The sequence below is a fragment of the Variovorax monticola genome (genome assembly GCF_051216855.1).
GTDB lineage: Bacteria > Pseudomonadota > Gammaproteobacteria > Burkholderiales > Burkholderiaceae_C > Variovorax.
The window spans coordinates 134,722-153,421 of sequence record NZ_JBPJZP010000001.1; the positions used below are offsets into that span (position 1 = coordinate 134,722).

General features: G+C 70.0%; 17 protein-coding genes. 1 reads left to right on the forward strand and 16 read right to left on the reverse strand.

What is annotated here, in order from left to right; translation table 11 throughout:
• Positions 1 to 78: 78 nt before the first annotated feature.
• Positions 79 to 981: a LysR family transcriptional regulator gene (locus ACSFA5_RS00580; RefSeq protein WP_435442057.1), complete on the forward strand. Its 903-nt coding sequence runs from the start codon at positions 79 to 81 to the stop codon at positions 979 to 981.
• Between the two features lie 26 nt (positions 982 to 1,007).
• On the opposite strand, the gene ACSFA5_RS00585 is transcribed toward ACSFA5_RS00580, so the two are convergent.
• The 16 genes from ACSFA5_RS00585 to ACSFA5_RS00660 all read right to left on the reverse strand — a co-directional run bounded on the left by ACSFA5_RS00585 (position 1,008) and on the right by ACSFA5_RS00660 (position 18,616).
• Positions 1,008 to 2,357 (reverse strand): LLM class flavin-dependent oxidoreductase, encoded by a 1,350-nt coding sequence (locus tag ACSFA5_RS00585; RefSeq protein WP_435442058.1) that lies wholly within the window; start codon positions 2,355 to 2,357, stop codon positions 1,008 to 1,010.
• A 37-nt stretch (positions 2,358 to 2,394) separates the two neighbouring features.
• A complete protein-coding gene (locus ACSFA5_RS00590; RefSeq protein ID WP_435442059.1) occupies positions 2,395 to 3,285 on the reverse strand; it encodes an ABC transporter ATP-binding protein in 891 nt (296 codons plus the stop codon).
• A 14-nt stretch (positions 3,286 to 3,299) separates the two neighbouring features.
• Positions 3,300 to 4,118: an ABC transporter permease gene (locus tag ACSFA5_RS00595; RefSeq protein WP_435442060.1), complete on the reverse strand. Its 819-nt coding sequence runs from the start codon at positions 4,116 to 4,118 to the stop codon at positions 3,300 to 3,302.
• Complete coding sequence (locus ACSFA5_RS00600) at positions 4,115 to 4,963, reverse strand: ABC transporter permease (protein WP_435442061.1); 849 nt, start codon at positions 4,961 to 4,963, stop codon at positions 4,115 to 4,117. Before ACSFA5_RS00600 ends, ACSFA5_RS00595 begins: the two co-directional genes overlap by 4 nt.
• Before the next feature lie 52 nt (positions 4,964 to 5,015).
• Entirely contained in the window at positions 5,016 to 6,101 is a 1,086-nt protein-coding gene (locus ACSFA5_RS00605; RefSeq protein ID WP_435442062.1) for an ABC transporter substrate-binding protein, read from the reverse strand.
• Positions 6,102 to 6,106: 5 nt separating this feature from the next.
• Positions 6,107 to 7,624, reverse strand: a complete 1,518-nt coding sequence (locus tag ACSFA5_RS00610) for an amidohydrolase family protein (protein WP_435442063.1) — start codon at positions 7,622 to 7,624, stop codon at positions 6,107 to 6,109.
• 109 nt (positions 7,625 to 7,733) lie between these two features.
• A complete protein-coding gene (locus ACSFA5_RS00615; RefSeq protein ID WP_435442064.1) occupies positions 7,734 to 8,573 on the reverse strand; it encodes an ATP-binding cassette domain-containing protein in 840 nt (279 codons plus the stop codon).
• Positions 8,574 to 8,582: 9 nt separating this feature from the next.
• On the reverse strand, positions 8,583 to 9,434 hold the full coding sequence (locus ACSFA5_RS00620) for a nitroreductase family protein (protein WP_435442065.1): 852 nt from the start codon (positions 9,432 to 9,434) through the stop codon (positions 8,583 to 8,585).
• Positions 9,431 to 10,474: an ABC transporter ATP-binding protein gene (locus ACSFA5_RS00625; RefSeq protein ID WP_435442066.1), complete on the reverse strand. Its 1,044-nt coding sequence runs from the start codon at positions 10,472 to 10,474 to the stop codon at positions 9,431 to 9,433. The genes ACSFA5_RS00620 and ACSFA5_RS00625 overlap by 4 nt, the downstream gene beginning before the upstream one ends.
• Entirely contained in the window at positions 10,471 to 11,307 is an 837-nt protein-coding gene (locus ACSFA5_RS00630) for an ABC transporter permease (RefSeq protein WP_435442067.1), read from the reverse strand. The genes ACSFA5_RS00625 and ACSFA5_RS00630 overlap by 4 nt, the downstream gene beginning before the upstream one ends.
• On the reverse strand, positions 11,304 to 12,335 hold the full coding sequence (locus ACSFA5_RS00635) for an ABC transporter permease (RefSeq protein ID WP_435442068.1): 1,032 nt from the start codon (positions 12,333 to 12,335) through the stop codon (positions 11,304 to 11,306). Before ACSFA5_RS00635 ends, ACSFA5_RS00630 begins: the two co-directional genes overlap by 4 nt.
• Positions 12,332 to 13,957: an ABC transporter substrate-binding protein gene (locus ACSFA5_RS00640; protein ID WP_435442069.1), complete on the reverse strand. Its 1,626-nt coding sequence runs from the start codon at positions 13,955 to 13,957 to the stop codon at positions 12,332 to 12,334. Before ACSFA5_RS00640 ends, ACSFA5_RS00635 begins: the two co-directional genes overlap by 4 nt.
• A 57-nt stretch (positions 13,958 to 14,014) precedes the next feature.
• A complete protein-coding gene (locus ACSFA5_RS00645; protein ID WP_435442070.1) occupies positions 14,015 to 15,196 on the reverse strand; it encodes an SfnB family sulfur acquisition oxidoreductase in 1,182 nt (393 codons plus the stop codon).
• On the reverse strand, positions 15,193 to 16,563 hold the full coding sequence (locus tag ACSFA5_RS00650; RefSeq protein WP_435442071.1) for an LLM class flavin-dependent oxidoreductase: 1,371 nt from the start codon (positions 16,561 to 16,563) through the stop codon (positions 15,193 to 15,195). Before ACSFA5_RS00650 ends, ACSFA5_RS00645 begins: the two co-directional genes overlap by 4 nt.
• A gap of 72 nt (positions 16,564 to 16,635) precedes the next feature.
• The gene (locus ACSFA5_RS00655; protein WP_435442072.1) at positions 16,636 to 17,571 is read right to left on the reverse strand and encodes a TauD/TfdA dioxygenase family protein; all 936 of its coding nucleotides are present in this window, start codon (positions 17,569 to 17,571) and stop codon (positions 16,636 to 16,638) included.
• A gap of 112 nt (positions 17,572 to 17,683) precedes the next feature.
• A complete protein-coding gene (locus ACSFA5_RS00660) occupies positions 17,684 to 18,616 on the reverse strand; it encodes a CysB family HTH-type transcriptional regulator (RefSeq protein ID WP_435442073.1) in 933 nt (310 codons plus the stop codon).
• Between the last annotated feature and the right edge of the window lie 84 nt (positions 18,617 to 18,700).

Below are 18,700 nucleotides of genomic sequence, written 5' to 3' on the forward strand. Positions count from 1 at the left end.
CTAGGTTTCAGGCATTGATTCGACTAGCCCCATAATTCCGCACGGCTTGATAAGCCATGCCAAACAATGGAGCCACGCATGAAACGCAACGGTCTGTCCGAACTCGACGGTGTGGTGGCCGTGGCCTCGCACCGCAGCTTTCGCAAGGCGGCGGCAGAACTGGGCATTTCGCCGTCGGCGTTGAGCCAGTCGGTGTCGGGGCTCGAAGCGCAGATGGGCGTGCGGCTGTTCCACCGCACCACGCGCAGCGTGGCGCTGACCCAGGCCGGCGAAGATTTTCTGGACAAGGTGCGACCCGCGCTGCGGCAGCTGGCCGCGGCCATGGATGCCACCAACGCCTTTCGCGAGACACCCGCAGGCACCTTGCGCATCAACACCTCGGAGGGCGCGGCGCGACTCGTGCTGGTGCCGGTGGTGGGGGAGTTCCTGCGGCGCTACCCCGACATGGCGGTGGAGCTCGTGACCGAGGGGCGCCTGGTCGACATCGTGAAGGCGGGCTTCGATGCCGGCATCCGCTTCACCGAGAACGTGCCGCAGGACATGATCGCCGTGGCCTGCAGCCCGGCGTTGCGGCACGCGGTGGTGGCCTCGCCCGCGTACTTCAAGGGCCGGTCGCGGCCCACCCATCCGGACCAGCTGGCGACGCACAACTGCATTCGTGCGCGGCTCGCCGCCGGTGCCATCTACCACTGGGAGTTCGCAAGAAACGGGGAAGCCTTCGAGGTGGACGTGCCCGGCACGCTCACGCTCGACAACCAGACGCTCATCGTGCGCGCGGCCGTCAACGGCATGGGTGTGGGCTACGTGGCGGACTGGGCGGTGACCGGGCACCTGGCCTCCAAGCGCCTGGTTCGCGTGCTGGAAGACTGGACGCCGCCGTCCCCCGGCCTGAGCCTGTACTACTCCGGTCATCGGCACGTACCGGCCGGGCTGCGTGCGTTCGTCGACCTGGTGCGGGAGCTGACGCCCCCGCTGCCCTGAAGCCGGCCGCGGCGCGGCGCTGTGCCTCAGTGCGCGCGGGCAGCCGCCGGATGCGCGGGCCTCTTCAACCCCAGGTGCTCGCGCAGCGTGGTGCCCTTGTACTCGTCGCGGAACAGCCCGCGCCGGCGCAGTTCGGGCAGCACCAGCGCGATGAAGTCGGTGAGCCCGCCGGGCAGCGTCGGCGCCATGATGTTGTAGCCGTCGGCGCCGTGGTGCACGAAGCGTTCCTCGAGCTGGTCGGCGATCTGCTCGGCCGTGCCCACCAGCTGCCAATGGCCGCGCGCGCCGGCCACGCGCTGGTAGAGCTGGCGGATCGTGAGGTTCTCGCGCCGCGCGAGGTCGATCATCAGCTGCTGCCGGCTCTTGCTCGCATTGGTCTCGGGCAACGGCGGAATGGGCCCGTCGAGCGGGTATGCCGACAGGTCGAAGCCGCCGGTCAGCCCCGACACCAGCGCCAGGCCCACGACCGGGTCGATCAACGACTGCAGCTCCTCGAACTTTTCCTTCGCCTCGCTCTCGCTGCGGCCCACCACCGGGAACACGCCCGGCAGGATCTTGAGGTCCTCCGGCGCGCGGCCGTATCTGGCGAGCCGGCCCTTGATGTCGGCATGGAACGCCACGGCATCTTCCAGCGTCTGCTGCGCGGTGAACACCGCTTCGGCCGTGCGCGCCGCAAGCTCCCTGCCCGCTTCCGACGAACCTGCCTGCACCACCACCGGATGCCCCTGCGGCGGGCGCGACACGTTCAGCGGCCCCTGCACCGAGAAGTGCTTGCCCTTGTGGTGCAGCACGTGGCGCTTGGCCGGGTCGTAGAAGCGGCCCGAGGCCTTGTCACGCTGGAAGGCGTCGTCTTCCCAGCTGTTCCACAAACCGCTGACCACGTCGGCGAATTCGCCGGCACGCTCGTAGCGGTCGGCATGCGCAAAGTGCGCGTCGCGGTTGAAGTTGCGCGCCTCGTGCTCGCTCGACGAAGTCACCAGGTTCCAGCCCGCGCGCCCGGCCGAGATGTGGTCCAGCGACGCGAACTTGCGTGCCACGTGATAAGGCTCGTTGAAGCTGGTCGACGCGGTGGCCACCAGGCCGATGCGCTGCGTGACCGCGGCCAGCGCCGACAGCAGCGTGATCGGCTCGAACTGCGCCTGGTAGCTGTGCGCCGTGCGGCTCAAGAATTCGACGTCGGTGCCGCGCGTGCCCACGCCGTCGGCCAGAAAGACCAGGTCGAACTTCGCGGCCTCGGCGGCGCGCGCGAGTTCCACGTAGTGATGGAAGTCGATGCCCGCGTCGGCCTTCGCGTCAGGGTGGCGCCAGGCGGCGATGTGGTGGCCGCTGGGGTACAGGAAGGCGCCCAGGCTGAAAGGGCCCTTGCGTTGCGTCATGAAGGTCGGTCCTCGAGATGAATAACAGGGTTGGCGCTCACCAGGCCAGCTGCAGGCCGGCCGGCAAGCCAGGCACCGGCACCGGCAACCCGCCCTGGGGCTTGTGCGGCGGCTGAGGCGGATGCGTGGGGGCCCGTGCCTCGGCACCGCTGTCGATGAAGTCGCTCAGCACGTCGTCGCGCAGCCGGATGAACGCCGGGTCGCTGCGGTTGCGCGGATGCGGCAGGTCCACGTCCACCGTGCGGCGAATGCGCCCCGGCGAAGGCTGCATCACCACCACGCGGTCGCCCAGGAACACGGCCTCTTCAACGTCGTGCGTCACCAGCAGCATGGTGATGCGCTCCTGCTGCCAGATGCGCTGCAGCTCGTTCTGCAGCCGCGATCGCGTGAGCGCGTCGAGCGCACCGAAGGGTTCGTCCAGCAGCAGCACGCGCGGCCGGTTCACCAGCCCGCGCGCTATGGCCACGCGCTGCGCCATGCCGCCGGAAATCTGGTGCGGCCACGAGCGCTCGAAGCCTTCCAGGCCCACCAGCGCCACATGCTCGGCCACCCGATCGGCCTTCTGCCGCGCGGTGTACGGCGCATTGCGCAGGCCAACCGCGATGTTCTGCGCCACCGTGAGCCACGGAAACAGCCGGTGGTCCTGGAACACGATGCCGCGCTCGCGCCCCGTGCCCGAAATGGGCTGGCCGCCCAGCAATATCTGCCCTTCGTACTGCGTGTCGAGACCGAGGATGAGCCGCAGCAGCGTCGACTTGCCGCAACCGCTCGCGCCCACGATGCTCACGAAGCGGCCCTCGGGCACATGCAGGTCGATGCCTTCGAGCACCTGCAGCTCGCCGCTTTTCGCCTGGTCGTGGGTGTAGCGCTTGCCGAGGCCTCGAATGTCGAGCTCGTTGGAGGTCTGTGGTTTCAGCAGAGTGGTCATGGGTTGTGGATTCGTCAGGTGGCGCGGCCGGTCCAGCGCGCCAGCCGGCGCTCCAGCGCGCGGGCCGCGGCGTTCATCAGCCAGCCGACCGTGCCGATCACCAACATGCCGAAGATCACCAGGTCCATCTGGAAATGCTCGCTGCCTTCGATCAGCGTGTTGCCGATGCCCTTGCCGGACACCAGCAGGTATTCGGCGCCGATGGTCGCGAGCCAGGAATAGATGAGCGCGAGGTACACGCCAGTGAAGATCGACGGCAGCGCCGCCGGAAGCACCACCTGCGTGACGGTCTGCCAGCGCGTGAAGCCGTACACCCGCGCCACCTCCAGCAGCCCGGGCGGCACGGTGCGGATGCCGTCGCAGGTGTTTTTCACCACCACCGGCACCAGCGCGGCCAGCGACAGGAACACCACCTTGGCCACGTCGCCCAGCCCGAACCACACCGAGATGAGCGGAATCCACGCGAACAGCGAGATCTGCTTGAAGGTGTTGAAGCTGGGGCCGACGATGCGGTTGAAAAGCGGCGACAACCCCAGCAGCGCGCCCAGCAGCAGGCCCGACACGGTGCCGATCAAGAAGCCCGTGGCCTCGCGCGCCAGGCTGGCGCTCAGAGCCCGCCACAGCCGCCCGGTCACGACCTGCTCGACAGCGGTGTCGAACACCTTGGCCGGCGACACCAGCAGGGCCGAGTTGGCGATGTCCAGCGACGACAGCAGCCACCACAGCGCCACCGCCGCCACCGGCAGCACGAAGCCGCGCCAGCGGCTGCGGTCGGCCGGGCGCAGCGGTTGCACGGCGGCCAGCTCGGCCGCGTCCCGCGAAATACCGCTCATCGCGCGCCTCCGGGCCGATGCCGGTTGGCCGTGGCCTCCAGGCGGTCGAGCAGCCGGTCGATGGCATAGCCGATGGCACCCACCACGATCACCGCGGCCATCACCAGGTCGAGCTGGAACAGCTGCCGGCCGTACACGATGAGGTAGCCCAGCCCTTCGCTCGACGCCACCAGCTCCACCACCACCAGCGACAGCCAGGCCTTGGTGAAGCCCAGCCGCACGCCCGTGAAGAGCGTGGGCACCGCGTGCGGCAGCACGATCTCCAGCACCTGCTGGCGCCGGCTGTAGCCGTACACCCGGCCCACTTCGCGCAGCCCCACCGGCGTCTGGCGAAAGCCCTGCAGCGTGTTGAGCGCCACCGGCACCATCGCGGCCTTGGCAATGAGGATGTACTTCAGCGGCTCGCCGATGCCCACGATCAGCAGCACGAAGGGCAGCCAGGCCAGCACCGGTATCTGCACCAGCGCATTGAAGCTCGGCAGCACATAGGCCTCGAAACGCTGCGACAGCCCCATGGCCGCGCCCAGCAGCAGCCCCAGCGAAGTGCCGATGGCGAAGCCCACGCCCACGCGCATGAAACTGGTGCTCACGTGCAGCCACAGGTCGCCGTTGAGCGCGAGGTCGCGCAGCGTTTCCCAAACGAACTGCGGCGGGGGCAGCACTTGCGGGGAGATCCAGCCTTGCTCGGCGCCCGCGAACCACAGGGCGACGAGGCCCAGGGGCAGGAGCCAGGGGAGGGCGGCGTCGCCGACTCGGGCGCCGATGCGGCGCCAGGACAGCGGTGCGCGTGCGGGCGGGGCGTCGTCGCGTTCGAGAACGGCCGACAGTTCGGCTTCGGCGCTCATATGTCTTGCCCCCTCTCCCGCTTGCGGGAGAGGGGACAACACAACAACGCCCTCATTTCGCCGCGACCGATGGGTCTGCCTTCTTGGCCTGCCCCTTGGCATCGAAGGCCGTCCAGTAGTTTTCCAGCCCCTGCTTCTTCAACGCCGCCTTCAGGTAACGCGTGTCGAACCAGTCGTCCACCGACACCTCGCGGCGGATCAGCTTGAGCTTGAGCGCATCGGCCACCACGGCCTTGTAGCGCGCCACGATGAACTCATCCACCAGCGGCGAGTTGCGCACGGCCAGCGGCTGCTGGTCGAACTCGGCCGCCCACGAGGCTACCGGCGTGCCGCTGCGCGCCCAGATGTTGAACAGCTCGTCGCGGTTCTTCTCGTCCGACGACCAGCGTGCCGCGCGCACGAACACATCGACCACGCGCTGCACCTCGGCCGGGTTGGCCTGCTCGAATTCGCTGCGCACCAGCAGCGAGGCCTGCCGCGTGAGGGCCGGGTCCTTGCCCTGCGTGGAATACACCACCTTGGCCAGCCCCGCGTCGCGCACCTTGAACCATTCGTAGCCGCCGAAGGCCGCGTCCACGCCGTTGGACACCAGCGCGGCCTGCGCACTGCCCGCGTCCAGGTTCACGCCCTTGACGTCGCGCTCCGCCAGCCCGCTCGCGGCCAGCACGTTGATGGCCACCAGGTGCCCGTTGGTGCCGCGAAAGATCGACACGTTGCGCCCCTTCAGGTCCTTGACCGACTGGATGTCGGACTTGGGCGGCGTCACCAGGTACAGGTTGTTGCGCGCGCCGCTCACCATCAGCAGCTTGGTCTTCAGCCCGTTGGAGCGCCCCACGATCTGCGGCAGGTCGCCCTGGTAGGCAAAGTCGATCTGCCTGTTCGACAGCGCCTCGTTCACCGCCGGGCCCGCGCCCTTGAAGAACAGCCACTCGACCTGGATGCCCGACGCCTTGAACTCGTCTTCCAGCCAGTTGTTGCTGCGCGCCACGCCGCCGGGCGAGCCGCCGAAGGTGACCGGGTCGCCGCCGCCGGCCGATGCCACGCCGATGCGGATGGTGTCGGGCGCGGCATGGGCCGAAGCGGCAAAGGCCAGCGCGAGCGTCGCCGTCCAGCGCAGCAGATGTGTGAGGGGCTTCATGCCGTTCATTTCGTGTCCTTCAGCGCGAGCTTGCGGCCCACTTCGGTGCCTTCGAAGAAGCGCGGGTTGGCCTCGGTGTAGAAGCGGTGCGGGTTGCCGAAGACGAAGGCCTTGAAGTCTTCCGGCGAGATCACGCCCTGCTGCACCAGGTCCCAGGTTTCCGCGAGCGGCTCGGTGAACTCGGGCACGTCCCAGTGGCCCACGTCGGACGACCAGATCGCGTTGATCCTGGTGCCCAGCGGGTTCACCTTGGTGTTGAAGGCCGCGGCCACCGTGCGGTCGTCGGCCTCGGAGCCGAAGTAGAAGTTGTTCACCCAGCGGTCGCGAATGTCTTCCACCTTCTCGATGCCGGCCAGTGCGAAGTCGTCGATTTCCGATTCGTTCGGCTCGCGGCTGTGGGGCAGCGCGGAGAGGCCCAGGCTGTCGCGCAGCAGCGTCGACTTGTCCAGCGTGCGGCCCTTGAGCAGGTCGCCGCCGTAGCGCTCGAACAGCGAGGCCAGCAGCTCGATGTCGGCCTCGGCCGGGTCGTAGTTGCGCACCGCGTTCCTGTTGCGCTTTTCCCAGCGGTCCACCAGGTGCGTGTACACGTGCGAACCCCAGTCGGCGCCGCCTTCGAGCAGGCCCACGCGCAGGCCCGGAAAACGCCGCGTCACGCCGCCGAAGAACAGCGCCTTGGCGAACGCCTGCGAGCCGTCCGCGAAGTGCCCGACGTGGTTGTTCATGTAGTTGCTGATCGACTGCCGGCCGGTCCAGCCCTGGCTGCCGTAGTGCGTGGTCACCGGCACGCCGAGCTCGACCACCTTGGCCCAGAAGGGGTCGTAGTCGTGCTCGCTGTCGATGCCGTAGAAGTCGATGTAGCCGACCTGCCTGGCGATGTCGGGGTGCTCGGCGGCGGGGTACTTCTCGGCAATGGCGCGAATCGGCCGGCGCACGCCGCCTGCGATGTTGATCACCTTCAGGCCCAGCGTCTTCACCGCGAACTCCAGCTCCTCGATGCCTTCCTGCGGCGTGTGCAGCGGAATGCCCGCCACCGGCGTCAGGCGGTCTGCGTAAGGGCGGTACTGGTCGGCGTGGAAGTGGTTGATGGCGCGGTGCAGCGGCTGGCGGAATTCGCTGCCGGCCGCGGCGGGCGAGAGCACGTCGTTGGGAAAAAGGATGGAATAGTCCGAGCCCTGCTCTCCCAGGCGCTCGTGCAGCAGCGCGGGCAGCGTGTAGGTGGCCAGGTCGTAGGTGTTGCGCGTCACGCGGGCCCACCAGGGCGCGCGCAGCGTGCGGTGGAACTGGCGCTCTTCTGCGCTTTGCTGGTACCAGTCCTTGCCGCCGCCGTTGCGCGTGACGAAGCGCCCGCCCAGCGCCTTGCGCAGCGCATCGACCAGCTTGACGCCGCCGTACTGGGCCACGTAGTCCTCCAGCACGGGGGCGAAGTCGTTGACGTGCACGTCCGTGTCGATCACGGGATGGTCGAGGCCGGCCTTGACGGCGGCGGAGCGCGAGGCGTGCACGCGGTTCAAACGATCGTTCATCTGGGGGTTCCCTGGGTGTCGACGCGGTGGAAGAAGCAACGCCGCAGGCTACGCGCGCCCTGCGCGCTTGCCAAAGAAGGGTTTGGCTGTTGCTTAGGCAAAGCGCGCATTAGGAAAGAACGGCGCGCTCGGGAAACCTCGGAATGGCTGCGGCCAGCGCCGCGGTGTAGGCATGGCGCGGCCGGTCGAACAGCTCGCGCGCGGCGCCCTGGTCGACGATGCGGCCTTCGCGCATCACCAGCACGCGCTCGCACAGCAGGCGCACCACGCCCAGGTCGTGCGAGACGAACACGATGGCCAGGCCCAGCTCGCGCCGCAGCCGGTCGAGCAGCGCCAGCACGCCGGCCTGCACCGACACATCGAGTGCGGCCGTGGGCTCGTCCAGGATCAGCAGCTCCGGGCCCGGCGCCAGCGCACGCGCGATGCCCACGCGCGCAGCCTGCCCGCCCGACAGCTCGTGCGGGCGGCGCTGCAGCAAGTCGGTGCCCAGCTGCACGCGCTGCGCCACGTCGAGCACGCGCTGGCGCAAGCCGTCACCTTTCAAGCCCGGCAAGCGGCCCATGCTGCGCAGCGGATCGGCGATGGCGTCGAAGGCCGTCTTGCGCGGATCGAGGCTGTCGTGCGGGTCCTGGAACACCATCTGCACGCGGTGCCGCCACGGCGCCTGCGCGGCGCGCGACGCGGGGTGCCCTGCCAGCTCGATGCCGTCGAACACGATGCGCCCCGACACGGGGTCGCTCAGCCGCGCCAGCAGCGACACCAGCGTCGATTTGCCGCAGCCCGATTCGCCCACCAGCCCCAAGGCCTCGCCGCGCGCGAGCGAGAAGCTCACGCCGTCCACCGCCTGCAGCCAGCGCCGCCGCGTGACGAGGCCGCCGAGCGACGGCGTGCCGGGCAGCGGATAGCGCGCCACGAGGTCGCGCACGTCGAGCAGCGGCAGGTCGGCCATGGGTCGCTTTCAGCGCAGGCCGATGCGCTGCGCTTGCAGCGCCTCGACCAGCCGGTGGCGCCCGCGCAGTTGTTCGGGACCGCGCAGGCGCGCGAGCGAATGCTCGCTCCAGCGCGCGACGGGCATGCCCTGCGCGGCGTAGAACGACTGCATGGTGCTGTCGTAGCGCTTCACGTGCTGCTGCGCTTCGGGCTGTGCGTAGCGCTCGCGCGAGAGCACGGCGCTTTGCGGCAGGCGCGGCTTCACCGCGGCGGGCCGTGAGGCGTCGGGCCGGCCGATGCACAGGCCCACCACCGCGAACACGCCGGGCGGCAGCCCGAGTTCTTCCGCCACGCGCTCGGGCTGGTTGCGAATGGCGCCAAGGTACACCGTGCCCAGTCCGAGCGACTGCGCGGCAACCACGGCGTTCTGCGCCGCCAGCACCGCGTCGATCACGCCCATGAGCGACGAATCGAGGTAGTCCGCGCCGTCGATGGGCACCTGCGCCTGCGCGGCCAGGCCGCGCAGGCGCGCCAGGTCGGCGAGCCACACCAGCACCAGCGGCGCCTCGCGCACCTGGCGCTGGTCGCCCGCGAACGCGGCCAGGCGCGCCTTGCGCCCGGCGTCTTCCACCGCGATCACGCTCCAGGTCTGCAGGTTCGACGAACTGGGCGCCGACTGCGCCGCGGCAATCAGCCATTCGAGCGTGCCTTCGTCCAGCGGCGCAGGATCGAAGGCGCGCACTGAGCGGTGTGCCAGCAGGGCTTGCAGCACCGGGTTGGGCGCGGCCGGTGCCGCAGGCGCGATGCCTTCGCCGTAGCGGGCGTGCCACAGGCCGGCAAAGCCGTGGTCGGTGGTCGGGGGAACGAGGGGTGTGGTCATGCGGCGATGGGAAGCGGTGGATGGAAGACTTGAACCACTTGAACCACTTGAACCGGGTGCCAGCACGCCAGCGCGTGCTGCGCACCGAAGCGCGTGCCCAGGCGCGTGGAAGGGGCGGCCAGCGTGCGGCAGCGCGCGTCGGCCCTGTCGCAGCGTTCGGCGAAGCGGCAGGCGGGCAGGTCGTTGCGGGCCAGGTCGGGCAGCGCGCCGTCCACGCTGCGCAGGTCGGCCAGCGTGGGTGCCGATTGCGGCGTGGCGCGCAGCAGCTGCCGCGTGTACGGATGCGCCGCGCCGTCGCGCAGCCCGGCGGACGGCAGCGTCTCGACCAGCTGGCCCGCGTGCATCACGGCGATGCGCGCGCAGCGCTGCGCGGCCAGCGCCAGGTCGTGCGTGATCAGCAAGGTCGCCAGGTGCCGCTTGCGCGCGAGCCCGGCGATCAGGTCGAGCACGCGGGCCTGGGTGCTCACGTCCAGGCCCGTGGTCGGTTCGTCCGCAATCAGCAGCTCGGGCTCGCCGGCCAGCGCCAGGGCGATCATCACGCGCTGGCACTGGCCGCCCGAGAGTTCGTGCGCATGGGCCTTGAAGCGGCGCGCCGGGTCGCTCAGGCCCACGCGCTCGATCCATGCGAGCGCCTCCTGCCGCGCCGGGGCGGCTTTCAGGCCGCGGTGCACCTGCAGCACCTGCTGCAACTGATCGCCGATGGTGCGCAGCGGGTGCAGCGCGCGGCGCGGGCTCTGGAACACGAAGCCGATGCGGCGCCCGCGCAGGCCATGCCATGCGGCAATGTCGGGCTCGCCCCGGCTGTCCAGCAGGTCGCGCCCCTGAAAGCGCAGCCTGCGCGCCTGCATCTGCGCGCGTGCATCGAGCAGGCCGGCCAGCGCCAGCGCAGTCACCGACTTGCCCGATCCGCTCTCGCCGACCAGCCCCAGCGTTTCGCCGGCCTGCAGCGTGAAGCCGACGTTGTCGAGCACGTTCACCAAGCCCGAGGGCGTGCGAAAGCGCAGCGTGAGGGCTTCGACCTCGAGCATCGGCGCGCTCATGGCCCGGCCGCCTCGGCCGCGCCACGCGGATCGAGCAGGTCGCGCAGCGCATCGCCCAGCAGCGTGAAGCAGCCCACGGCCGCGAACAGCGCCAGCCCGGGAAAGAAGGCCAGCCACCACTGCCCCGTGATGATGTAGGGCGCGCCTTCGCTCACCAGCACGCCCCATTCGGCCGTCGGCGGGCGCACGCCCAGCCCGATGAAGGACAGCCCGGCGCCGTTCAGCAGCGCCCAGCCGAGGTTGATGGAGCCCTGCACCGCCAGCATCGGCAGCACGTGCGGCAGCAGCACGCCGAACAGCAGGCGTGGCGCGGTGGCCCCGCCCAGCCGCGCCGCCAGCACGTAGCCCGCGTTGCGCCGCACGCCCACTTCGCTGCGCGCCAGCCGGATGTAGAAGGGCAGGTTGATGAGTGCCGTCGCGTACACGATGTTGGCCACGCTGTTGCCCCATGCCGCGACCAGCGCCATGGCCACGACGAAGAGCGGAAAAGCCATCAGCACGTCGACCAGCCGGCCCACCCAGCGGTCCAGCCGCCCGCCGACAAAGCCGCACCACGCGCCCAATGCGCTGCCCGCGAGCAGCGACAGCACCACCGCGCCGGCGGCCATGCCCAGGTCGAGCCGCGTCGCGACCAGCACGCGCGAGAACAGGTCGCGGCCCAGCGCGTCGGTGCCGAACCAGTGCGCGGCGCCGGGCGGCTGCAGCCGCGCCAGCATGTCGGTGGCCAGCGGATCGAAGGGCGCCAGCGCAGGGCCCAGCAGCGCGGCCAGCAGGAACAGCGCGAGCAGCAGCAGGCCCAGCGCGGCGTTCGCGCCTGGAAGCCGGGCCTTCATGCGTCGGCCCCCGCGCGCGGATCGATGCGGCCGTGCAGCAGGTCGACCCCGAGGTTCACCGCCACGAACAGCAGCGCCACCAGCAGCACGAAGCCCTGCAGCGGCGCATGGTCGGCGGCCAGCAGCGCATCGAGCGCATAGCTGCCGATGCCGGGCCAGGCGAACACCTTCTCGATCACCACGTTGGCACTCAGCATGTAGGAGAAAACCATGCCCGCCCCGGTGACGACCGGCAGCAGCGCCAGGTGCAGCGCGCTCGCCAGCACCGCGCGGCGCGGCAGGCCGAGGGCGCGCGCGGTGCGCACCGGGTCGCTGCGCAGCACGCCGAGCAGCGACGCCCGCATGAGCCGCGCCACCGGCGCGAGCGAGAACAGCGCCATGGCCACCGCCGGCAGCAGCAGCCGGCCGGCGGCCGAGGCGAGCGCGTCCCAGCGGCCCGAGAGCGTGGCGTCGATCAGCAGAAAGCCGGTGACTGTGAGCGGCGGCGTCAGCATGGCGTCGATGCGCCCGGTGGGCTCCGGTGCCCAGCCGAGCAGAAAGTAGAAGACATACACCAGCAGCAGCGCGATGACGAAGGTCGGCATGCAGCTGCCGCCGACCGTGAGCAGCGTGCAGGCCCGGTCCCACATCGAGCGCGGACGCAGCGCGGCGGCCGCGCCCAGCGGCAGCGCAATGGCCAGCGTCAGCGCGAAGGCGATGAAAGTGAGCTCCAGCGTGGCGGGCAGGCGCTGGCGCAGGTCGGTCCACACCGGCTGTCCGGTGGTGTGCGACTGGCCCCAGTCGCCCTGCGCCAGCGCCACCAGGTAGTGCCACAGCTGCGTCGGCAGCGGCTGGTCGAGGCCCATGCGGGCACGGATCTGCGCAATTTCCTCAGGCCCCGCGCTCGGCCCCGACGCCAGAAAGGCAGCCGGATCGCCGGGCAGCACGTGCGTGAGCAGGAAGGTGAAGACGACCGCGCCCAGCAGCACCGGCACGGTGGCCAGCACCCGGGCGCCGACGCGCCCCGCGAAGTTGCCGCCCGTGCTCACGAGCGGGTCAGCGGCCTGAAGTCCACCTGGCCGTGGATGTAGTAGGTGAAGCCCTGCAGGTCGGGCTGCAGCGCGGCCTCGAACGAGGGCAGCCACAGCGGCACGAGCGGCACCTGGTCGAAGGCGATCTCGATGGCGCGCTGGACGGTGCGGTCGTACTTCACGCGGTCGGTCTCCCAGCGTGCCTGCTCGACAAGTTTGGCCAGCTCGTCGTTCTTGAACGAGCCGAAGTTCCAGCGCCAGTCGCCCTGGAAAAAGATGCGCAGGAAGTAGTCGGGGTCGTTGAACCACGCGGACGAACTGTCGATGAAGAAGGGCAGCTTCTTCTCGGTCTGCAGCGTGCCCCACTGCGCGCCGGGCACCTTCTCGATGGACAGCTCGATGCCGATCTTGCCCAGCGCCTCCTGGATCAGCAGCGCGGCCGGCTCGGCCAGCGTGGCGTCGCCCACGTTGTAGCTGAAGCTGGTCTTGAAGCCCTTGGCCAGCCCGGCCTGCGCGAGCAGCTCGCGCGCGCGCAGCAACTGCGTTTCGTAAGGGTAGGGTTGCGGAAAGCGGCTGCTGGCGGGCTTGGTCGACTTGGCGCCGAACAGCGGCTCGCCGCGGCCCAGGTTGGCGCCGCGCAGCAGCGAGGTGTAGGGCAGGGCGTAGGCAATGGCCTGGCGCACGCGCACGTCGTCGAAGGGCTTGGCCTGCGTGTTGAAGGCCACGAAGCGGAAGCTGGTGGTGACGGGCACGGAGACGACCTTGGCGCGCGTGGTGTCTGTGAGTGCGTCGAGGTCCTTGGGAGGCAGCTGCAGCGCGACGTCGGCGTCGCCCTTCAACAGCGCGGCCACGCGGTTCGACGCGGAGGGCACGACCTGGAAGACGGCACGACGCACTTGCGGGAGCGCACCGCTCTTCCAGCCGTCGAAGCGCGCATAGATGACCTGCTGGCCCGGCGTGAAGTTCTCGACGCGGTAGGCGCCGCCGCCGGCCGCATTGGCCTTGACCCAGTCGGCAGCCCAGGGGTCTGCCGCCGTGGCATGCGAGCGGGCGAGTTCCGAGTTGAGCACCGATGCGAAGAACAGCGCCAGGTTGGGCAGCGTGTAGCGGTCGGCGCGGGGCAGGGTGATGCGGAACGTGTGAGGGTCCACCACGCTGAATTGCGCGGGATTTTCCAGCGAGCCGGTGGCCAGTTGGCGCTTGCTGGCCGGCAGCGAGACCGCGCGGTCGAGCGACCATTTCACGTCGGCGGCGGTGACGGGCTTGCCGTCGTGGAAGGTGGCGTCGCGGTGCAGCTTGAAGCTCAGCGTGCGGCCGTCGGCCGACTGCTCGAAGCTTTCGGCAAGCTCGCCGCGAAAGCGTGTGTAGTCGTACTTGAACACTCCCGGCGACACCTGCACCCGGTCGAAGTTGATCAGCCGGTCGTACACGTTGGTGAAGAGTCCGAGCGACTCACGGCTCACGCCTTCGCCATGCGGGTCTTGCGAGTTGGGCGCGCCTTCGGCGAGCACGCGCACGGTCTCTTTGCGGGACTGTGCGAACGCTGAAAGCGGCAGGCCAAGGCCTGCGGTGGCGATGGCCCCGGTGGTGCCCACCGAGACGAATGCGGTGCCTTGTTGGATGAAGCTGCGACGGTCCATAGGGAACTCTCTTTTTTCAAAACCAGGAAGTGGTGGGTGGTTAGCCCGGGCGCTTCTTCACAGCGAAGCGTGCCGTTGCGGCGTCGCACCGTTGAGCCAGTGGTTGCCGATGGCGTGCGGCTTCCAGCGCACCGGGTCGTGCACGGTGTGCGTGCGTGCATTGCGCCAGTGCCGGTCGAGGTTGTGCTCGGCGAGCGTGGCCTGCGTGCCGCCGAGCTCGATGAGCGTGGTGGCCGCGCGCAACGCGAACTCGGTCGTCAAGACCTTGGCCTCGGCGACGGCGATGGAGGCTTCGGTGACGAGTTCGGGTGTGCTGTGCTCACGGGCCTCGTCGAGGTAACGGCCGCTGCGCGCCAGCAAGGCCTCGGCGGCGTGCTGCTGGATGACCAGCTCGCCGAGCCTGGCCAGTGTCAGCGGGTCGTCTGCCGCGCGTGCCACGCCGCTGTCGGGCCAGGGGCGTGCGCGGTCTCTCACCCACGTGCGCAGGTCCGCCATGGCGGCACGGCCGATGCCCAGGTCGATGGCCGCGTGCAGGATCTGCGCGAACGGGCCGTGGATGGTGGGCGGTTCGAACAGTTGCGCGCGCGGCAGCACCTGCAGCGGCTCGACAGCGACGTTCTCGGCGGTCACCGTGCCGCTGGCGGTGGTGCGCTGGCCGAAGCCGCTCCAGTCGTCGAGCACCTCCAGGCCGGGCGCGTCGCGCCGCACGTACACCAGCACCTGGCGGTCTTGTTCGTCCTTGGCGGCCACCGGCACCCAGTGCGCGAACAGCGCGCCGGTGCAATAGAACTTGCGGCCGTCCAAGCGCAGGCCGTGGGGACCCTGGCTCAGGCGCGCGGTGACCACCTTGGCGTTGGGCGTGCCGCTCTCCGACACCGCATTGCCGAAGCGCTTGCCTTCCAGTGCCTCGCGAAAAAAGAAATCCTGCTGCGCGGGGCTGCCGATGAGCCGCACCGCATCGACCAGGCAATGGTGGTTCTGCGGAATCTGGCCCAGCGCCGGGTCGGCCTCGGAGATCAGCGCGACGACTTCCGCCAGCGTCGCATGCGACACCGCCGCGCCACCGAAGGCGCGCGGCACCGCGATGCCCCACAGGCCGCTGGCCGAAAAACGCTCGACCTCCGCATGCGGCAGCCGGCGCTCCCGGTCGCGCTCGGAGGCGCCGGGCGCGAACTCGGCCGCCAGGGCGCGGGCCACTTCCAGGGCTTCGGCGTCGGTCTTGATCAGGTGGGCGGTCATGGCTGAAGGGGGTGCTGTCTGGCCGACTGAACGGCGGGCGGGCGCACGCTCGCGCGCCCGAAGATCTTTTCGCGCCAGCTGCCTTCGGCGTAGGCGCGCTTGTGCAGGCCGCGCCGTTGCAGCTCGGGCACGACCAGGTCGACGAACTGCTCCAGGCCTTCGGGGCTCACGGTGCGCACCAGGTTGAACCCGTCCACGCCCGCCTCGCCGACCCAGGCCTCGATTTCGTCGGCGATCTGCGCGGGCGTGCCGACCACCGGCGCGTGACGGCCGCCCAGCGGCATCTGCGCGAGCAACTGGCGCACGGTGGGCGCCGCGCTGTGCCGCTGCAGCGACGCGACCGAGCTCTGGATCGCATCGGCGCTGCCGCCGGTCACGGGGTCGTCCAGGCCGTGGCGCGACAGGTCGGCGCCGATGGCGCTGGAGAACTGCACCAGGCCGGCCTCGGGCCGTGCGTAGCGGCGGTAGTCTTCGTAGCGTTCGCGGGCTTCGCTTTCGGTGCGGCCCGGCACCACCTGCAAGGTGGTGACGAAGCGTGCGTTCGACGGGTCGCGCTCGGCCTCGGCCATCGCGGCGCGCAGCGTGCGCACCACGGCCGCGGTGGCCTGCAAGCCCTGGTTGGGCACGAACACCACCTCGGCATGGCGGGCCGCGAAGGCGGTGCCGCGCGCGGAGGCGCCGGCCTGGAACAGCAGCGGCGTGCGCTGCGGCGAGGGTTCGCAGGGGTGCACCGCGTCCAGCCTGTAGAACTCGCCTGCGTGGTGGATGGCGCGCACTTTGGCGGGGTCGGTGTAGATGCCGCGCACGCGGTCGGCCACCACCGCGTCGTCGTCCCAGCTCGACTCCCACAGCTTGTAGACCAGTTCCATGAACTCGTCGGCGCGGTCGTAGCGCTGGTCGTGGCCGGCTGTGGCCGCGTCGCCGCGCGCACGCGCCGAACTCTCGAGAAAGCCGGTGACGATGTTCCAGCCGATGCGGCCTTCGCTCAGATGGTCGAGCGTGGACATGCGCCGCGCGAAGGCATGCGGTTGCTCGGCCGAGATGGTCGCGGTGATGCCGAAGCCCAGGTGCCGCGTGACGCTGGCCATGGCGCCGACCAGCACCGCGGGGTCGTTGATCGGCAGCTGGATGGCGTCGCGCAGCGCAGCGTCGGCATTGCCGCCCCACACGTCGTACACGCCCGTGACGTCTGCCAGGAACAGGCCGTCGAACAGCCCGCGCTCCAGCGTGCGGGCCAGGTCCAGCCAGTAGGGCAGGCGCTTGTAGTCGGTGGAGCGGTCGCGCGGGTGGCGCCACAGGCCGTGCGAGATGTGGCCGACCGTGTTCATGTCGAACGCGTTCAGCAGGATGGGGCGGCGGGAGGCCATGAAGGTGCTGCGCGCGGGCTGTTGCGAGCCGGCGCCCTGGGGCGCTCGGTCGCTGGGTCGCGGCTGCGTCGTTCAGTAGGGGCGGCTGCCCGACAGGCTGATGCGCTTCAGCAGGCGGCGCTCGCCGTTGTCGAAGGCACTGCGCGCATGCAGCGTCGCCTGGTTGTCCCAGTAGACGATGTCGCCTACCGTCCAGCGGTGCGTGTAGGCAAAGCGCGGCTGGAGCAGGTGAGCGCGCAGGCGTGCCACCAGCGCGGCGCCGTACTGCGGCTCGACACCGACGATCTCGACCTCGGTGCGCGCACCCAGGTGAAGAATGCGCCGGCCGCTGTCGGGGTGGGTGCGCACCAGCGGGTGCACCTCGAAGGGCGCGAGCGGCTCGATGTCGGGCGTGCGGTACAGCGGAAACCCCGCGCTCAGCGGCTTGAGCTTGCGCAGGAAGGGGTTGTAGGTGATGAGTTTCAGGCCTTCGATCTCGCGGCGCGTGCCCGCGTCGAGTTCGTCCCATGCGGCCGCGAGGTTGTACCAGGTGGTGTCGCCGCCTTCGGTCGGCACCTCGATGCCGTAGAGCAGCGAGCCGGACGACGGCACCGGCGTCCAGTGGTGGTCGGCGTGCGCCGCCAGTTCGTCGTGCCCGAGCACGCCGCCGGCCTGGTTGGACACGTGCACGATGTCCGGCGTGTTGCCGCCGTAAGGGTCGGAGCCGAGCACCGGCACGTTGGCCGGCGGGCGGAACACGCTGCCGAAGTAGCTGGCCAGCCGCTCGAACTGCGCATCGTCGAGCTGCTGGCGTTTCAGAACGAGCACATGCCGCTCCAGCAGGGCGTGCTTCAGCGCCAGCACCTGCGTGGCCGGCAGCGGCCGTGTGGCGTCGAGGCCGGTGACCTCCGCGCCCAGCGATGCGTCGATCGGCGCGATGCGGAAGTGCTCGCGATCAAGCGCGAGCGAGGCGGCGGAGGTGATGGCGGCCGGTCGGGCCAGGGTGTCGGTCGGCGAGGAGATGGACATGGTTTTTCAGCGCGGTGCAGTGCATGGGGATGCTAGGAAAGTTCGCGTGCGCTGCATGCGCCCATTGCGCATTTGGATATGCGCAAACCGGCACTGGGCCCTTGCAGGATGTTCAAGGGTCGTTCGCGGCCGCGGCCTGCTCGATCACCGCGCGCACCAGCGGCGGCGCGAACGACTCGATGAACGCATACACATAGCTGCGCCGGTAGCTGCCGCGGCGAACCGCCAGCTTGGTCTGGTTCTCGCCGAAGAGATGGCCCGCGTCGAGCGCGCGCAGCGGCGTGTCGCGCCCCGCGTCGTAGGCCAGGTCGGCCACGATGCCCACGCCCATGCCCAGCGCGACATAGGTCTTGATGACGTCCGCGTCCATCGCGGCCAGCACGATGTCGGTGGCGATGCCTTCGCGGGCAAAGGCCTCGTCGATGCGCGAGCGGCCGGTCAGCCCGTTGTCGTAGGTGATGAGCGGCCATGCCGCGAGCTGCCCGAGCGTGAGGGGCCCCGCGCCCAGCAGCAGCGGATGCCCCAGGGGCGCAATGACCACGTGGTTCCAGCACCGACAGGGCAGCACCAGCAGTTGCGGGTAGTCGCTGAGCGCTTCGGTGGCGATGCCCACGTCGGCCTCGCCATCGAGCAGCATCTGCGCAACCTGCTTGGGCGAGCCTTGGTGCAGCTGCAGCGTGACCCCTGGAAACCTGCTGCGAAACACCTGCACCGCGGCGGGCAGCGCATAGCGCGCCTGCGAATGCGTGGTGGCCAGCGACAGCACGCCTTGCTGTTGCGCCAGGAAGCTCTGTCCCGCCTCGCGCAGGTTGCGGCTTTCGGCCAGCACGCGCTCGATGATGGGCAGCAGGTGGTCGCCGGGCGGCGTGAGCCCCGTGAGCCGCTTGCCCGAACGCACGAAGAGCTCGATGCCGAGTTCCTGCTCCAGGTCACGAATCTGTCGGCTCACGCCGGACTGGGAGGCCCGCAGCGTCTGCGCGGCCTCGGTCAGGTTGAAGCCGCTTCGAACGGTCTCCCGCACGGAGCGCAGTTGCTGGAAGTTCATGAATGGATGGTTTCGAAGTCTGCGTTGTCTCTGTGTGGTGTCGCCGGGCTGACCTGCATCGGCCTGCGAGTGTGGGTTGCGCAC

Excerpts from the sequence above, each read along its gene's own strand:
- ACSFA5_RS00580 (WP_435442057.1), top strand. The coding sequence starts at position 79 with ATGAAACGCAACGGTCTGTCCGAACTCGACGGTGTGGTGGCCGTGGCC.
- ACSFA5_RS00585 (WP_435442058.1), bottom strand. The coding sequence starts at position 2,357 with ATGACGCAACGCAAGGGCCCTTTCAGCCTGGGCGCCTTCCTGTACCCC.
- ACSFA5_RS00590 (WP_435442059.1), bottom strand. The coding sequence starts at position 3,285 with ATGACCACTCTGCTGAAACCACAGACCTCCAACGAGCTCGACATTCGA.
- ACSFA5_RS00595 (WP_435442060.1), bottom strand. The coding sequence starts at position 4,118 with ATGAGCGGTATTTCGCGGGACGCGGCCGAGCTGGCCGCCGTGCAACCG.
- ACSFA5_RS00600 (WP_435442061.1), bottom strand. The coding sequence starts at position 4,963 with ATGAGCGCCGAAGCCGAACTGTCGGCCGTTCTCGAACGCGACGACGCC.
- ACSFA5_RS00605 (WP_435442062.1), bottom strand. The coding sequence starts at position 6,101 with ATGAAGCCCCTCACACATCTGCTGCGCTGGACGGCGACGCTCGCGCTG.
- ACSFA5_RS00610 (WP_435442063.1), bottom strand. The coding sequence starts at position 7,624 with ATGAACGATCGTTTGAACCGCGTGCACGCCTCGCGCTCCGCCGCCGTC.
- ACSFA5_RS00615 (WP_435442064.1), bottom strand. The coding sequence starts at position 8,573 with ATGGCCGACCTGCCGCTGCTCGACGTGCGCGACCTCGTGGCGCGCTAT.
- ACSFA5_RS00620 (WP_435442065.1), bottom strand. The coding sequence starts at position 9,434 with ATGACCACACCCCTCGTTCCCCCGACCACCGACCACGGCTTTGCCGGC.
- ACSFA5_RS00625 (WP_435442066.1), bottom strand. The coding sequence starts at position 10,474 with ATGAGCGCGCCGATGCTCGAGGTCGAAGCCCTCACGCTGCGCTTTCGC.
- ACSFA5_RS00630 (WP_435442067.1), bottom strand. The coding sequence starts at position 11,307 with ATGAAGGCCCGGCTTCCAGGCGCGAACGCCGCGCTGGGCCTGCTGCTG.
- ACSFA5_RS00640 (WP_435442069.1), bottom strand. The coding sequence starts at position 13,957 with ATGGACCGTCGCAGCTTCATCCAACAAGGCACCGCATTCGTCTCGGTG.
- ACSFA5_RS00645 (WP_435442070.1), bottom strand. The coding sequence starts at position 15,196 with ATGACCGCCCACCTGATCAAGACCGACGCCGAAGCCCTGGAAGTGGCC.
- ACSFA5_RS00650 (WP_435442071.1), bottom strand. The coding sequence starts at position 16,563 with ATGGCCTCCCGCCGCCCCATCCTGCTGAACGCGTTCGACATGAACACG.
- ACSFA5_RS00655 (WP_435442072.1), bottom strand. The coding sequence starts at position 17,571 with ATGTCCATCTCCTCGCCGACCGACACCCTGGCCCGACCGGCCGCCATC.
- ACSFA5_RS00660 (WP_435442073.1), bottom strand. The coding sequence starts at position 18,616 with ATGAACTTCCAGCAACTGCGCTCCGTGCGGGAGACCGTTCGAAGCGGC.